This is a genomic window from Streptomyces sp. NBC_00299 (assembly GCF_036173045.1).
In the GTDB taxonomy this organism is placed as follows: Bacteria; Actinomycetota; Actinomycetes; order Streptomycetales; family Streptomycetaceae; genus Streptomyces; species Streptomyces machairae.
Genome location: NZ_CP108039.1, coordinates 7,696,040 through 7,710,049, shown reverse-complemented (window position 1 = coordinate 7,710,049; position 14,010 = coordinate 7,696,040). Strand labels below are relative to the sequence as shown.

Sequence of the window (14,010 nt, the reverse complement as noted above, 5' to 3'; positions counted from 1 at the left end):
TGACGACTGCCGCGGAGTTCGCGGGCGGCCTCGCACCGCCGTCCCGCACCTAGCGCACCTCGTCCCAAGCCGCCCGCAGCCGCCGCACCCCCTCCGTGATCTCCCCCGTCCCCGCCACCGCCGCGAAGCTCAACCGCAGGTGCCCGGCCGAAGGCTCCGCGCTGAAGTAGGGGCGGCCGGGGGTGATCGCGACGCCCGAGCGCAGGGCGGCGGAGGTCAGGGCGGACTCTCCCCCGGAGCCGAAAGCCTGGGAGGTGCCTCCGTTGCCGTCGGGCAGGCGGAGCCAGAGGTGGTAGCCGCCGGAGGGGATGTGCGGGAGGGCGAGTTCGGGCAGGTCGAGGCGCAGGGCGGCCGTCATCGTGTCGCGGCGGGTCCTCAACTCGGCGGAGATCGCCCGCAGATGGCGCGGCCAGGCGGGCGAGCCGACCAGCTCCAGCGCCGCCTCCTGCAACGGTCGCGGTACGAAGAAGGTGTCCACGACCTGGATCGCGCGCAGCCGCTCCAGCACCGGGCCGCGGGCGGCGAGCGCGCTGACCCGGAAGCTGGGCGAGGTGGCCTTGGTCAGCGAGCAGACGTGGACGACGACGCCGTCGGGGTCCTCGGCGGCCAGCGGACGCGGCAGCGGCCCCGCGTCCTCGTGCACCAGCCGTCGTACGAAGTCGTCCTCCACGACGAAGGCACCGGCCTCGCGTGCGATGCGCAGCACCTCGCCGCGCCGCTCGGGGGCGAGCAGCGCGCCGGTCGGGTTCTGGAACAGCGGCTGGCAGACGAAGACCCGGGCGCCGGTCGCCTTGAAGGCGTCGGCGAGCAGGGACAGCCGTACGCCGTCGGCGTCGACCGGGACGGGGACCGGGCGCAGTCCCGCCGCGCGGGCGATCGCCAGCATGCCCGGGTACGTCGGTGACTCCACCAGCACCGGTGCGCCCGGCGGCGCGAGTGCCCTCAGCGCGGTCGTCAGGGCCGACTGGCCGCCAGAGGTGATCAGCACCTCGGCCGCGGTGACGGCGCCGCCCGGCCCGCCGATGCTGCGCGCGAACCACTCCCGCAGCTCCGGCAGCCCCTCCATGGGCGGCCTCCCCCACGCCCCGGGCCGTCGGCCGGCCCGGGACAGCGCGGCGGCCATGGCCCGCTCCGGCTGCAGCGACTGATGCAGATAGCCGCCGTTGAACTCGATCACACCGGGCGACGGCGCGGTGAGCGAGGCCAGCACCCCGGAGGCGTCCACCGAGCGCGGCACCTGTTCCGCGGCGGCGTCCGCGCTGAGCGTCACCTCCTGCCAGGAGGTGTCCCCGGCGGCAGGAGTCCGCGTGTGCGCCTCGGCGCGGAAGGCTCCGGCGCCGGGCCGGGTCACCACGAGCCCCTCGGCGGCCAGCTGCGCGAGGGCGCGGGAGACGGTCACCGGGCTCACGCGATACCGCTCGACGAGGGCACGGCTCGACGGCAGCTTTCCACCTGGCGAGTAGCGGTCCAGCTCCCGCCTCAGCTGATTCGCCAGTTCACCGACACTGCTACGCTCTTGCATGAGGACCAAGAATAGCGCTACCGCTCCAAGCTCGATAGCAGTGACCGGCGGCAAGCCAATGCCGGTCGCCCCAGCCGCCACGGCCGTCGGAGGCACCCTCCAGGCCGCGCTGGGGGTCGCGGCCTTCTCCCTCACCTTCCCCGCCACCGCCTGGGGCCTGGAGAGCTTCGGCCCCTGGTCCCTGGTCGCCGTGCGCAGCCTGCTGGCCGCGCTGATCGCGGGGGTCTGTCTGATGGCGCTGCGCGTGCCGCTCCCCGCCCGCCGGCACTGGGCGGGCCTGGCGGTGGTCGCCGCCGGAGTGGTCCTCGGCTTCCCCCTGCTCACCACGCTGGCGCTGCAGACCTCCACCACCGCGCACGCCGCCGTCGTGGTCGGTCTGCTCCCGCTGACCACGGCCCTGTTCTCCGCCCTGCGCGTCGGCACCCGCCCCTCGCGCACCTTCTGGACGGCGGCGCTGGCGGGCGCCGCCGCGGTGGTCGCCTTCACCGTGCAGCAGAGCGGCGGCGCCCTGACCACGGCCGACCTCTATCTCTTCGCGGCGCTGCTGGGGTGCGCGGCCGGCTACACCGAGGGCGGCCGGCTGGCCCGGGTCATGCCGGGCTGGCAGGTGATCGGCTGGGCGCTGGTGCTGTGTCTGCCGCTGACCGTCCCGGTCGCCGCGTTGGCGCTGTCGCACGAACCCGTGCACCTGACCTGGCACGGCATCACCGGGCTGCTGTGGGTCGCGGCGGGCTCGCAGTTCCTCGGCATGGTCGTCTGGTACCGGGGCATGGCCGCCATCGGCATCCCGAAGGCCAGCCAGTTGCAGTTGGCCCAGCCCCTGCTCACACTGGTGTGGTCGGTGCTGCTGCTGGGCGAGCACCTGACAGTGGCCGCCCCGCTGACGGCCGCGGCGGTGCTCGTGTGCATCGCCGTGACCCAGCGGGCGCGTGGCTGAGCGGGCCGCACGACCCACCTCCAACCACCGCTCCACGCCGTAGACTCAAGGCCACGGACCGCTGCTCCCGCACCTGGTGAGGAGGCCCAACAGATGCGTGCAACCGTGGGCGACCAGCTTGTCCAGCACGGCAGGGTGGTCGGGCAACACGACAAGGTCGGCGAGATCGTCGAGATCCTGGGCCATGAGGGCAATCCCCCGTACCGCGTCCGCTTCGAGGACGGGCACGAGGGTCTGTGCTCCCCCGGCCCCGACACCGAGATCCGTCACAGGAACACGATGAAGTAACCCGGCGATCAGATCAGCGCGGGGAAATCGCCGGCTGCCCGTAGTGGTCGGCGACGACCCTCGCCATGGTCCCGATCCGGTCCGTCGCCACCTCCTTCGCGGCGAAGTACACGTGCCCGCCCACCTCCGCGTGCTCCTTGGCCAGCGTCAGATGCCGGGACAGCTCGGCCGGGTTCTGCCAGGCCGCGGGCTGCGCCGGGTCACCGGCCTTGTAGAGCGCCTCACCCACGTACAGCTTCGTCCGGCTGCCCCGCGCCACTTCCGCCCACCAGGGCACGAGCTCGGCGTAGTCGGCGGCCGCGAAACCGATGTTCCAGTACAACTGCGGGCAGATGTAGTCGATCCAGCCCTCACGGACCCATTTACGGGTGTCCGCGTACAGATCGTCGTACGTCTCCACACCGCCCCGGGTGTCGGAGCCGAGGGGGTCGGTGCCGGCGTTGCGCCACACGCCGAAGGGGCTGATGCCGAACTGGGTGGTGGGCCGGATCTGCCTGATGGCGTCCGCCATCTCCAGCACCAGCTTGTCGATGTTGTCCCGCCGCCAGTCGGCCCGGACCGTGAAGCCGCCGCCGTAGCGGTCGTAGGCCTCGTCGTCGTCGAAGCTCTGGCCGGCCACCGGATAGGGATAGAAGTAGTCGTCGAAGTGGACCCCGTCGAGGGGGTACCGCTCCACCGCGTCGAGCATGGCCCGCTGCACGAACGCACGGACGTCGGGCAGGCCCGGGTTGTAGTAGAGCTTGCCGCCGTAGGTCACCACCCAGTCCTCGTGCTCACGGGCGGGGTGCGACTCGGCCAGCCTGCCGAGGTCCGTGTGGTTGGCGATGCGGTACGGGTTGAACCAGGCATGCAGCTGAAGACCGCGGGCGTGGGCCTCCTCGACGGCCGTGCCGAGCGGGTTCCAGCCGGGGTCCTCGCCCTGGGTGCCGGTGAGGACCTGCGACCAGGGCTCGTACGGCGACGGCCACAGGGCGTCGGCCGTGGGCCGCACCTGGAGGATCACCGTGTTCAGGCGGCGCTCCACCGCCGTGTCCAAGTGGGTGATCAGCTCGGCGCGCTGCTCGTCGGCGCTCAGACCCTGCTTGGAGGGCCAGTCCCGGTTCGCCACGGTGGCGACCCACACGCCGCGCATCTCCCGGGTCGCCCGTCGCCGGGCCCGGTCCGTTCCGCCCGCCGTGGCGGAGCCGGCCGCCATCGCGCTTCCTGACGCCACGAGTGCCGCCAGGGCGGTCACCGAAAAAGCCCGTCGTGACATCCGTGACTTCCGGTGCAGCATCTCTTCGTACCTCCGTGTGCCGTGGTCAAGGGCCCACCCCGCGACCGGTCCGCACCTGAGGACCGGCCCCGCGTCAGCCTTTCATGAGGCACCCGAACGATCGATCAAGCTGCGCCGAAGGTAACGTGCAGGTTTGGAGCAGGCGTCGAACAACGGCGGACCTGCCGCAGTCGTGGATCAGCGAAGGGGACGATGTGACCGGCATCTCCGGAGATATTGCACGCGTCGGCGTGGTGGGCTGCGGCCAGATGGGAGCGGGCATCGCCGAGGTGTGCGCCCGCGCCGGCCTGGACGTCAGGGTCGCCGAGACCACCGGCGAGGCCCTGGAGTTCGGCCGCACCCGGCTGTTCAGTTCCCTGGCCAAGGCCGCCGAGCGCGGCAAGATCACCGAGGAGGAGCGGGACGCCACGCAGGCGCGGCTGTCCTTCACCACCGACCTCGGCGAGTTCGCCGACCGTGACCTCGTGATCGAGGCCGTGGTCGAGAGCGAGCAGGTGAAGACCGAGATCTTCCAGGTGCTCGACCAGGTCGTGACCCGGCCGGACGCGATCCTCGCCTCCAACACCTCCTCGATCCCGCTGGTGAAGCTGGCGGTCGCCACCTCGCGCGCCGACCAGGTGATCGGCATCCACTTCTTCAACCCGGCCCCGGTGCAGCAGCTCGTCGAGCTGATCCCGGCGCTCACCACCTCCGAGGGCACGATCGCCCGTGCCCAGTCGTTCGCCGAGAAGCTGCTGGGCAAGCACGCCATCCGCGCCCAGGACCGGTCCGGCTTCGTCGTGAACGCGCTGCTGATCCCGTACCTCCTCTCCGCGATCCGGATGTTCGAGTCGGGCATCGCCAGCCGCGAGGACATCGACAACGGCATGGAGCTCGGCTGCGCCCACCCGATGGGCCCGCTGAAGCTGTCCGACCTGATCGGTCTGGACACGGTCGCCTCGGTGGCGCAGAGCATGTACGACGAGTTCAAGGAGCCGCTGTACGCCGCTCCCCCGCTGCTGCTGCGCATGGTCGACGCGGGCCGGCTGGGCCGCAAGACGAACTCCGGCTTCTACACCTACGGCTGATTACGGACGGTCAGATTCCGGCCAACCGCACGGGCCCGGCACCGAGGGCCCGCGTCATTCACACACCGTGTGCGCTCCGGGCTCGCATATGCCCCTCGCACACGCTCCCCACGCACCCACCAGGCGAGTTCACTTTCCCTGCGCATGCCAGGGATGTGAGATGACTACGGAAAGGAGCGGACAAGTGACCGCCGATCCCGAGCATCCCGTCGTACAAGGGGAACTCGCAGAGTTACGACGTCGCCTCGACGTCGCCTACGCCCGTGTGGAGGGCGGGCTGGCTCTGCTCACGCACCGCACCGAGGAGAGCGCCAAGGAGCTGGACGAGCTGAACACCCGGATCAACACACTGGAACACGCACGCTGGCCACTGCCCGCGATCGCCGCCATCACCGCCGTGGGTGCTCTCGTCGTGGCGATCTGGCAGGCGGTGGGACGCTAGACCCGGAGATGGTGCAGCATCAGTAACGCGGCCGCCATGTTGGCGGCCGGGACCTCCCCCCGGGCGACCATGTCGGGGACGAGCTTGAGAGGAACCCATTCCCGGCGGTCCGACTCGAAGTCGTCCACGGGATGCCCGACATACTCGCCCTCGTCGGCCCAGTAGATGTGGTGCCGGGCATCGGTGAGCCCGTTGGAGGGCTCCACGCTCATGAGGTGGTGCAGGGGTCCCGGCCGCCAGCCGGTCTCCTCCTCGAGCTCCCTGGCGGCCGCCCGGACGATGTCCTCACCGTCCTCGACGACGCCTGCCGCGAGTTCCCAGCCCCAGCTGTCGGTGATGAAGCGGTGGCGCCACAGGAGGAGGACCTCGCCCGCCTCATTGACCACCGTGGCCACGGCGACCGGCCGCATCCGTATCAGGAAGTGGTCCAGGTGCCGCCCGTCCGGCAGTTCCACGTCTGCCAGGTTGACGGTGAACCAGCGGTTTTCATACACAGTTTGTTCGCTCTGTTTCGTCCACTGCACGGTTCTGCCACCTTCCGTCGAGTAAGTGGCAATATCGCAGCAGGGACTATGAAGTGTCGGTGCTCGGGTGCCCCGTCGCGGCCGGGCTACAGCGGTACGCGCAGTGCTCCGTCGATGAGTTCGGCCGCCTCGGCCGTGCCCGCACAGCCGTTGCGCACCAGGTGTTCGCGTACCGCCCGGAGTCTGTCGCGCAGGCGCTGGGACTCCATTCCCCGGGCCTGTTCGGCCATCTGCACCGCGATGGCCACCGCCTTGTCGGCGTTGCCCTGACGCAGCTCGATCGTGCTGAGCATGGCCAGCCGGTGCACCCGGCCCCGGTCGTGCGCGGGATTGTCGACGGCGGCCGCGGCATGCTCTCCAGCGGCTGCCAGTTCCCCGAGGCTGAGCAGCGCCTCCGCCACCTGGACATTGACCAACCCCGGCTGGACATAGCCGGTCTCATCGGGTTCGTATCCGCGCCGGATGCGATCTGCGGCCTGCTCGGCACGCCGTATGCAGGACAGGGCGCTCGTGCCGTCGCCGAGGTGTGCGTACGCCTTCGCCTGCATCGCGTACAGGTCGGAGGCGAGCGCCGGGGTGATGTGCTTGCCCGCGGCCCGCAGTGCGGCCTCGGCGAAGGCGACGGCCTGGCGGAACTCCCGCATGAACAGGGCCTGGTTGACGAGCAGCGCGATCACATAGGCGCCGAGCCCCCGGTCCCCGCTGGCCTTCGCGAGCCGCAGCGCCTGATGGAAGTACCGCTGGGCGAGCCCGTGTGCGTCGGAGTCGTAGGCACAGATGCCCGCGATGGCCACCAACCCGCCCGTCGCCCGGTGCAGTTGACGTCCCGTCGCATCGGTGTAGCTGCCGCGCAGCAGCGGGGCGGCCTCGGCGTTGAGGAAGCCGACGATCCGGGTGCGGGTCGCCATGCCGCCCGCCTTGCGGTACATCTGCTCGTAGTGCGTACGGGCCGAGCGCAGCATCTCCAGGTCGGCGGGGGTGACCCGGTGCCGGCCACCGCGCGAGACATCCACGTCCTCGGGCGGGTTCTCCCACTCCCACACCGGCATCACGGCGGGCGTGCCGGTGACCGCCGGCGCGCCCAGGATATGGGGTCGTTGCTGCTCGTCGGAACGCCACAGGGCGGTGGCCCGCTCCACGAAGCCGGACAGCGAGGTGGTGTGCAGGGCGGACTGCTCGCCGGGCACGCCGAGGCCGATGTCGTCGAGCGTGACGGTGCGGTGCAGCCGGGCGGCGAGCACCTCGCAGATCAGGTCGGGCACCTGGCCGCGTGGCCGCTGCCCCTTCAACCACCGCGCGACGGCGGTGTGTTCGTATCTCAGCGCGAGCCCGCGCGCCCGCCCCGCCTGGTTCACGTGTGCGGCCAGCCCCGCGTGCGAGACCCCCGCCTCATCCAGGATCGCGTCGAGCAGAGTGTTGGGCTGCATGTATGCCCCCCGGGTGCCTCGGTGTCGTCAGAGTAGTGCGAACCGGTTCACACGGGGTGTGAACGGAGTACGCGAATCCGCAGCGTGCGCGCGCTGTTGCGGAGAGTTTCCGACCGGTTGACTGAAATGCCTCGCAAGAGGCCGGCCGGGCCGCCGGCTCCCCCTCGTACAGTGCGGCGGCCCGCATCCGCGCCGTCCGCCCAGCTGCCTGCCCGACACTCCGTGGCTGGGCGGATGGCCTGCCGTCAGCTGGGCCGTGCGACCAATCGCCATTGCGCTAGAGGTGGTTGGTCGGCTGCGGGTCGTGCGGGGCTGGTCGTGCAGTTCCCCGCGCCCCTGAAGGGGCGCTGCAGTGGACGTGGGTTCTGTCGTTCCGCAGGACCAGCAGCGCTATGTCGTCTGCCGGTCTTCCCTTCGTATGGCGGATGAGGGCCGTGAAGAGCGTGCGCAGGACCGCCTGGGGAGTGATCGGGGAGTTCCGTACGGTGCCGATGAGCGCCGCCCGGAGCGAAAAGAACCGGCCTCTCGCGTCCCTCGCGTCCTCGACACCGTCCGTGTACAGGACGAGCGAGTCGCCGGGCAGGAGCGAGCCGCAGGGCAGTGGGGTCAGTTCGGCGGGGAGGGGAAACGGGCCGAGGGGTGGTAGAGGATCGGCTCGGGCGAGGGGTTCGACGGCCGTGCCGCTCAGCAGATACGGCCAGGGGTGACCGCAGTTGAGGACGGTGAGTCCGCCGTCCTGCCCGATCTCCAGCAGCAGGAGCGTGACGAATTCCTCGGCGGCCGGGCTGTCCGGATCCCGGCACCTCTCGCGCACGTGACGGGCCAGGGCCCGGTCCAGTCTCTGCAGCACCCGGCCCAGGTCGGGTTCGTCGTGCACGGCCTCGCGGAAGCTGCCGAGGACCGCGGCCACGGTGCCGATGGCGGTGATGCCATGGCCGCGTACGTCGCCCATCACCGCCCGTACGCCGTGCTCGGTGGCGATGACCTCGTACAGGTCACCGCCGACACAGGCGCCGCGATCCGCGGAGAGCTGGGCGGCGGCAACGTCCAGCCCGTCGATGCGCGCGGGCAACGGCCGCAGCAGCGCGCTCTGCGCGGCACCGGCGACCCTGCGGACCTGCCGGAGCTCACGCAGCAGGGCCTGCCGGACGTGCACGATCAGCCCCGTGCCCACGGCGAAGAAGACGGCACTGGTGACGACCCGGGCGCCGAGGCCGTCCTGCTGGGCGAGCGGGCAGGTCAGCTTGTACGTGATGGCCATCGCGCCCCAGGCGGTGGGCAGCCCCCACGCGATCACCTTGCGGGGAACCCGACCCTTGATGCGGAACATGCCGATGGCCCCCCAATAGGCCCTGACAACGCAGACGGACCGACCCCGAAAGGCCGGTCCGATTCTGTCGACAGAGCACCCGGAAGTACCAGATCACCCAGAGAAGTCACCCTTTTGAGTGAGGTGACCACAGCGCGCCCCGCCCGGGGCGCGGGGAACTGCGCGACCAGCCACTACGAACCCGCAGCCGCCGGACAAACAGCAGTCCCCCACTCCTTGGGTGAACTAACCCCGGAGCACCGCACCCGTCCGCTCGCCCGCGAGGGCCACCGCAGCGTCCCGAGCAGCCGAGGCCTCATCGACGGTCAGCGTCCGATCCCCCGCGCGGAAGCGCAACGCGTACGCCAGCGACTTCTTCCCGTCACCGAGCTGCTCGTCGTTGACGTACACGTCGAACAGCCGGATCCCCTCGAGAAGTCCGCCCGCCCCCTCACGCAGCGCGGCCTCGACCTCCGCGGCCGGCACCGGCTTGTCGACGACAAGGGCGACATCCTGCGTGGCGACCGGGAACGTGGAGATGGCCGGCGCCTGCGGCACACCGTCCCCGACCTGCTCCAGCGCGTCCAGGTCCAGCTCCATCGCACAGGTACGCCCGGGAAGACCCAGCGCCTTGAGCACCCTCGGGTGCAGCTCACCGGCGTGACCGACGACCCGCGGAGCACCGTCGACGGTGATCGCCAGCTCGGCGCACCGGCCCGGGTGCCACGGCCCGTACTGCCCGGCCCGCACGATCAGTTCGGCGCCCGCTTCGAGGGCGACGGCACGCGCCGCCTGCACGGCGTCGGCCCAGTCGGCCGGGCGGCCCTTGCCCCACCAGCCGGCCTGCTCGCGCGCACCGGCGAGGACGACGGCCACGTGCCGGGGCTGCTCGGGCAGCACGGCGTTGAGAGCGGCGATCTCCTCGTCGGTCGGGCGGCGGTCGACCGGCAGGTGCCCGGCGACGCGCTGCTCCGCACGCGGCTGGAAGACCAGGCCCGTCTCGAACAGGGCCAGATCGTGCGAGCCCCGGCCGTCGTTGCGGCGCAGCGCACCGAGCAGACCCGGCAGCAGCGACGTACGCAGCGCGGGCTCCTCGTCGTTGAGCGGGTTGACCAGCTTCACGACGCGGCGGGCCGGGTCGTCGGCCTCCAGGCCGAGCTGGTCGAAGACCTGCTCGCTGACGAAGGGGTAGTTCGGCGCCTCGACGTAGCCAGCGCCGGCCAGCGCGCGGCCGACCCGGCGGTGCAGCCGCTGGCGGTGCGTCAGGCCACGGCCGGACGGCGGCCTGGGCAGCGTGGAGGGCAGGTTCTCGTAGCCCTCCAGGCGGATGACCTCTTCGGCCAGGTCGTTCGACTCCAGCAGGTCGGGTCGCCAGGACGGCACGGTGACGATCAGCTCGTCCTGCCCGTACACGTCGCAGCCGATCTCCTGCAGCCGCCGTACGACGGTCTCGCGGCCGTACTCCACGCCCGCGACCTTGTCCGGGTGGTCGGCCGGGGTGGTGATGGTGTGCGGCGCGGACGGCGCGATGACCTCGGTGACGCCGCCCTCGGCGGTGCCGCCCGCGAGCAGCACCAGCAGGTCGACGGTGCGCTGGGCGGCAGCCGCCGCGGCGGCCGGGTCGACGCCGCGCTCGAAGCGGCGGGACGCCTCCGAGGACAGCTTGTGGCGGCGTGCCGTGCGCGCGATCGACACCTGGTCGAAGTGGGCGGCCTCGATGACGACCTCGGTCGACGCGTTCTCCGCGTTGTCGTGATCGGCGATCTCGGTGTTGGCGCCGCCCATGACGCCCGCGAGGCCGATCGGGCCGCGCTCGTCGGTGATGACCAGGTCCTCGGCGTGCAGCTTGCGCTCGGTGCCGTCGAGGGTGACGAGCTTCTCGCCCTCCTGCGCCCGGCGCACACCGATGGTGCCCTGGACCAGATTGCGGTCGTAGGCGTGCAGCGGCTGGCCGAGCTCCATCATCACGTAGTTGGTGATGTCGACGGCGAGCGAGATCGGGCGCATGCCGACCTTCTGCAGGCGGCGCTGCAGCCAGATCGGGGAGCGCGCCTCGGGGCTCAGGCCGGTCACGGTGCGGGCGGTGAAGCGGTCGCAGCCGATCGGGTCGGAGACCTGCACGGGGTAGCCGTAGGCGTTCGGGCCGGGCACGTCGATGAGGGCCGGGTCGCGCAGCGGGAGGCCGTAGGCGATGGCGGCCTCGCGGGCGACACCGCGGATGGACAGGCAGTCGCCGCGGTTGGCGGTGACGGCGATGTCCAGGACCTCGTCGACCAGTTCCAGCAGCTCGATGGCGTCCTTGCCGACCTCGGTCTCCGGCGGCAGCACGATGATGCCCTTGGTGCCGTCGTCGCCCATGCCCAGTTCGTCGCTGGAGCAGATCATGCCGTGGGACGTCTTGCCGTACGTCTTGCGCGCGGAGATCGAGAAGCCACCCGGCAGTGTGGCGCCGGGGAGAACGACCACGACCTTGTCGCCGACCTGGAAGTTCCGCGCGCCGCAGACGATCTCCTGCGGCTCACCGGTGCCGTTGGCCTGGCCGACGTCGACGGTGCAGAAGCGGATCGGCTTCTTGAACTCCGTCAGCTCCTCGATGGTCAGCACCTGACCGACGACGAGCGGGCCCTTGAGGTCGGCTCCGAGGTGCTCGACGGTCTCGACCTCCAGGCCCGCCGAGACGAGCTTCTCCTGGACGTCGCGGCCGGTTTCCGTCGCCGGCAGGTCGACGTACTCCCGCAGCCAAGAAAGCGGGACCCGCATCAGATCTCCATCCCGAACGGCCGGGTGAACCGGACGTCACCCTCGACCATGTCTCGCATGTCTTCGACGTTGTGGCGGAACATCAGCATCCGCTCGATGCCGAACCCGAAGGCGAAGCCGCTGTACTTCTCCGGGGCGACGCCGCAGGCCTTGAGCACCCGCGGGTTGACCATGCCGCAGCCGCCGAGCTCGATCCAGCCCTCGGAGGAGCAGGTACGGCAGGGCCGGTCGGGGTTGCCGACGGACTCGCCGCGGCAGACGTAGCAGACCATGTCCATCTCGGCGGACGGCTCGGTGAAGGGGAAGAAGTTCGGCCTGAGCCGGGTCTTCATGCCCTCGCCGAACAGGGCCTGGACCATGTGGTCCATGGTGCCCTTGAGGTCGGCCATGGTCAGGCCCTCGTCCACGGCCAGCAGTTCGACCTGGCGGAAGACCGGGGTGTGCGTGGCGTCCAGCTCGTCGGTGCGGTAGACCACGCCGGGGCAGATCACGTACACCGGAAGCTCACGGTCGAGCAGCGAGCGGATCTGCACGGGCGAGGTGTGGGTGCGCAGCACGACACCGGACTCGGTGCCGCCGTCGGGGCCCTGCACGAAGAACGTGTCGGCCTCCCCGCGCGCCGGGTGGTCCGGGCCGATGTTGAGGGCGTCGAAGTTGAACCACTCCGCCTCGACCTGGGGGCCCTCGGCGACCTCGTAGCCCATGGCCACGAAGACGTCCTCGATGCGCTCCGAGAGGGTGGTGAGCGGGTGGCGGGCGCCGGCCGGTACGCGGTCGTACGGCAGCGTGACGTCCACCGCCTCCTCGACCAGCACGCGCTGGTCCCGCTCGGCCTCCAGCTCGGCCTGACGGCCGGCGAGCGCCTTGTTCACGGCGCCGCGGGCCTGGCCGACGCGCTTGCCGGCCTCCGCCTTGGCCTGCGGGGGCAGGGCGCCGATCTCGCGGTTGGCGAGCGCCAGCGGGGACGTGCCGCCGGTGTGGGCGACCTTGGCCTCCTGGAGCGCGTCGAGGGAGTCCGCGGCGGCGAAGGCGGCGAGCGCCTCGTCCCGCATGCGCTCGATCTCTTCCGGTTTCAACGCCTCGACCTCGACAGGGTCGTACGACTTATTCGGTGCCGACATCTCTTCCCGTGCTTCCGATTGGCTGGCTGAAGGTCCCCGTACCGACTCGTGGACAGATCGTCACGGTTTTTGGGACACAAAGGTGCCAAAGGCCGAGTCTAACGGGGTTGAGGAATGCGAATGCGCCCGTGGGGCCGGGGCCGGATCTCAGGTGAGATACGCCGGTGCCGCCACGGGCAACGTAAATCGGAACTGCGCGCCGCCGCCCGAGGCGCGGCCGACCTCGATGGCGCCGCCGTGAGCCTCGACGATGCCCTTGACGATGTAGAGCCCGAGGCCCGTGCCGCCGCGCTTGCTGCCCCGCCAGAAGCGGGTGAAGACGCGGTTCATGGACTCCTCCGGGATGCCGGGCCCCTCGTCGCTCACGGTGACCGACGTGCCGGTGTCCTCGCCCTCGCGGGGGGACGCCGTGGCCGTGACGTCAATGGTGACCGTTCCGTCGCCGTGCCGCACGGCATTTTCGATGAGGTTGCTGAGTACCTGGTCGATCTTGTCGGGGTCGGCCCACAGGTCGGGCAGCGGCTGCTCGACCCGCAGGAGGAACCGGTCGGCGGGCTGGCCGGCGGCGACGTAGGCCTGGATGTGCCGCCCGACGGCCGCGCCCATGTCGACGGGCTGGCGGCGCACCTCGAGGCGCCCGGAGTCGATGCGCGAGATGTCGAGCAGCTCGGCGATGAGCCGGGTGACCCGGTCTGCGTCGGCGTCGACGGTCTCCAGCATGAGCCGCTTCTGGTCGTCGGTGAACCGGGCCCACTTGGCGAGGAGCGTGGCGGTGAAGCCCTTGACGGAGGTGAGCGGCGAACGCAGCTCGTGCGCGACGGTGGCGATCAGCTCGGCGTGAGAGCGCTCGGTACGGCGGCGGGCCTCGGTGTCACGCAGGGAGACGACGACGCGGCGGACGGGTCCGGTCGGCTCGCCACGGACGTACCGCACCGAGACGAGCACCTCCCGCCCGCCCGGCAGGAGGAGATTGCGCTCGGGCTGCCGACGGCGGATGGCGAGGCCGCCGTACGGATCCGTCAGCTGCCACCAGCGCCGCCCCTCCAGGTCCTCTAACGGCAGCGCCTTCTCCAGCCGCTGCCCGAGGGCGTCGGCGGCGCGGACGGCTGTGATGCGCTCGGCGGCGGCGTTGAAGCAGATGACGTGCCCGTGCTCGTCGGCGACGACGAGGCCGTCGGGCAGGTCGTCGGGATCGATACCGAGCTCGGCGAGATCACCGGGCCGGGACGCGGACGGCCGCCGCACCTCCCGTGCACCCGGTGCGCTGCTCGTGCCGACACTCATCCCCGTACCCCACCTCTCACGACGGCTGAGGGGCCCCCGAGCTGGTCACCCTA

12 protein-coding genes are annotated in these 14,010 nt (G+C 71.3%); 4 read left to right on the top strand and 8 right to left on the bottom strand.

The features are described 5' to 3' along the window. Positions 1 to 49 precede the first annotated feature (49 nt). On the bottom strand, positions 50 to 1,522 hold the full coding sequence (locus OHT51_RS34405) for an aminotransferase-like domain-containing protein (RefSeq protein ID WP_328882806.1): 1,473 nt from the start codon (positions 1,520 to 1,522) through the stop codon (positions 50 to 52). Between OHT51_RS34405 and OHT51_RS34400 the strand changes: the two genes are divergently transcribed. Beyond that, a complete protein-coding gene (locus OHT51_RS34400; RefSeq protein ID WP_328882805.1) occupies positions 1,521 to 2,459 on the top strand; it encodes a DMT family transporter in 939 nt (312 codons plus the stop codon). The two genes, OHT51_RS34405 and OHT51_RS34400, sit on opposite strands and share 2 nt — an antisense overlap. Positions 2,460 to 2,552: 93 nt before the next feature. Continuing rightward, positions 2,553 to 2,747: a DUF1918 domain-containing protein gene (locus tag OHT51_RS34395; protein WP_328882804.1), complete on the top strand. Its 195-nt coding sequence runs from the start codon at positions 2,553 to 2,555 to the stop codon at positions 2,745 to 2,747. 13 nt (positions 2,748 to 2,760) lie between these two features. Here OHT51_RS34395 and OHT51_RS34390 read toward each other — a convergent pair whose 3' ends face one another. Further along, entirely contained in the window at positions 2,761 to 4,002 is a 1,242-nt protein-coding gene (locus OHT51_RS34390; RefSeq protein ID WP_328882803.1) for a glycoside hydrolase family 10 protein, read from the bottom strand. Positions 4,003 to 4,217: 215 nt separating this feature from the next. Between OHT51_RS34390 and OHT51_RS34385 the strand changes: the two genes are divergently transcribed. Together OHT51_RS34385 and OHT51_RS34380 are read left to right on the top strand one after the other, a co-directional pair. Next, complete coding sequence (locus OHT51_RS34385) at positions 4,218 to 5,090, top strand: 3-hydroxybutyryl-CoA dehydrogenase (protein WP_328882802.1); 873 nt, start codon at positions 4,218 to 4,220, stop codon at positions 5,088 to 5,090. Positions 5,091 to 5,274: 184 nt separating this feature from the next. Further along, positions 5,275 to 5,532 carry a hypothetical protein gene (locus OHT51_RS34380; protein ID WP_328882801.1) on the top strand — a complete coding sequence of 86 codons (258 nt, stop codon included), beginning with the start codon at positions 5,275 to 5,277 and terminating at the stop codon, positions 5,530 to 5,532. Here OHT51_RS34380 and OHT51_RS34375 read toward each other — a convergent pair. From OHT51_RS34375 to OHT51_RS34350, 6 genes are all read right to left on the bottom strand, one after another. Continuing rightward, positions 5,529 to 6,056 carry an NUDIX hydrolase gene (locus OHT51_RS34375; protein WP_328882800.1) on the bottom strand — a complete coding sequence of 176 codons (528 nt, stop codon included), beginning with the start codon at positions 6,054 to 6,056 and terminating at the stop codon, positions 5,529 to 5,531. The two genes, OHT51_RS34380 and OHT51_RS34375, sit on opposite strands and share 4 nt — an antisense overlap. 86 nt (positions 6,057 to 6,142) lie before the next feature. Next, positions 6,143 to 7,483, bottom strand: coding sequence for a transcriptional regulator (locus OHT51_RS34370; RefSeq protein ID WP_328882799.1), 1,341 nt, complete (start codon positions 7,481 to 7,483; stop codon positions 6,143 to 6,145). A 277-nt stretch (positions 7,484 to 7,760) separates the two neighbouring features. Continuing rightward, a complete protein-coding gene (locus tag OHT51_RS34365; protein ID WP_328882798.1) occupies positions 7,761 to 8,813 on the bottom strand; it encodes a PP2C family protein-serine/threonine phosphatase in 1,053 nt (350 codons plus the stop codon). Between the two features lie 225 nt (positions 8,814 to 9,038). Further along, entirely contained in the window at positions 9,039 to 11,552 is a 2,514-nt protein-coding gene (gene pheT, locus OHT51_RS34360) for a phenylalanine--tRNA ligase subunit beta (protein WP_328882797.1), read from the bottom strand. Next, complete coding sequence (gene pheS, locus OHT51_RS34355) at positions 11,552 to 12,673, bottom strand: phenylalanine--tRNA ligase subunit alpha (RefSeq protein WP_328882796.1); 1,122 nt, start codon at positions 12,671 to 12,673, stop codon at positions 11,552 to 11,554. The genes pheT and pheS overlap by 1 nt, the downstream gene beginning before the upstream one ends. A gap of 147 nt (positions 12,674 to 12,820) precedes the next feature. Next, positions 12,821 to 13,957, bottom strand: coding sequence for a sensor histidine kinase (locus tag OHT51_RS34350; protein WP_328882795.1), 1,137 nt, complete (start codon positions 13,955 to 13,957; stop codon positions 12,821 to 12,823). Positions 13,958 to 14,010 lie beyond the last annotated feature (53 nt).

Bases quoted from the DNA above. Each gene is read 5' to 3' on its own strand.
- OHT51_RS34365 (WP_328882798.1), bottom strand. From the start codon at position 8,813: ATGTTCCGCATCAAGGGTCGGGTTCCCCGCAAGGTGATCGCGTGGGGG.
- OHT51_RS34390 (WP_328882803.1), bottom strand. From the start codon at position 4,002: ATGTCACGACGGGCTTTTTCGGTGACCGCCCTGGCGGCACTCGTGGCG.
- OHT51_RS34350 (WP_328882795.1), bottom strand. From the start codon at position 13,957: ATGAGTGTCGGCACGAGCAGCGCACCGGGTGCACGGGAGGTGCGGCGG.
- pheT (WP_328882797.1), bottom strand. From the start codon at position 11,552: ATGCGGGTCCCGCTTTCTTGGCTGCGGGAGTACGTCGACCTGCCGGCG.
- OHT51_RS34395 (WP_328882804.1), top strand. From the start codon at position 2,553: ATGCGTGCAACCGTGGGCGACCAGCTTGTCCAGCACGGCAGGGTGGTC.
- OHT51_RS34370 (WP_328882799.1), bottom strand. From the start codon at position 7,483: ATGCAGCCCAACACTCTGCTCGACGCGATCCTGGATGAGGCGGGGGTC.
- OHT51_RS34400 (WP_328882805.1), top strand. From the start codon at position 1,521: ATGAGGACCAAGAATAGCGCTACCGCTCCAAGCTCGATAGCAGTGACC.
- OHT51_RS34405 (WP_328882806.1), bottom strand. From the start codon at position 1,522: ATGCAAGAGCGTAGCAGTGTCGGTGAACTGGCGAATCAGCTGAGGCGG.
- pheS (WP_328882796.1), bottom strand. From the start codon at position 12,673: ATGTCGGCACCGAATAAGTCGTACGACCCTGTCGAGGTCGAGGCGTTG.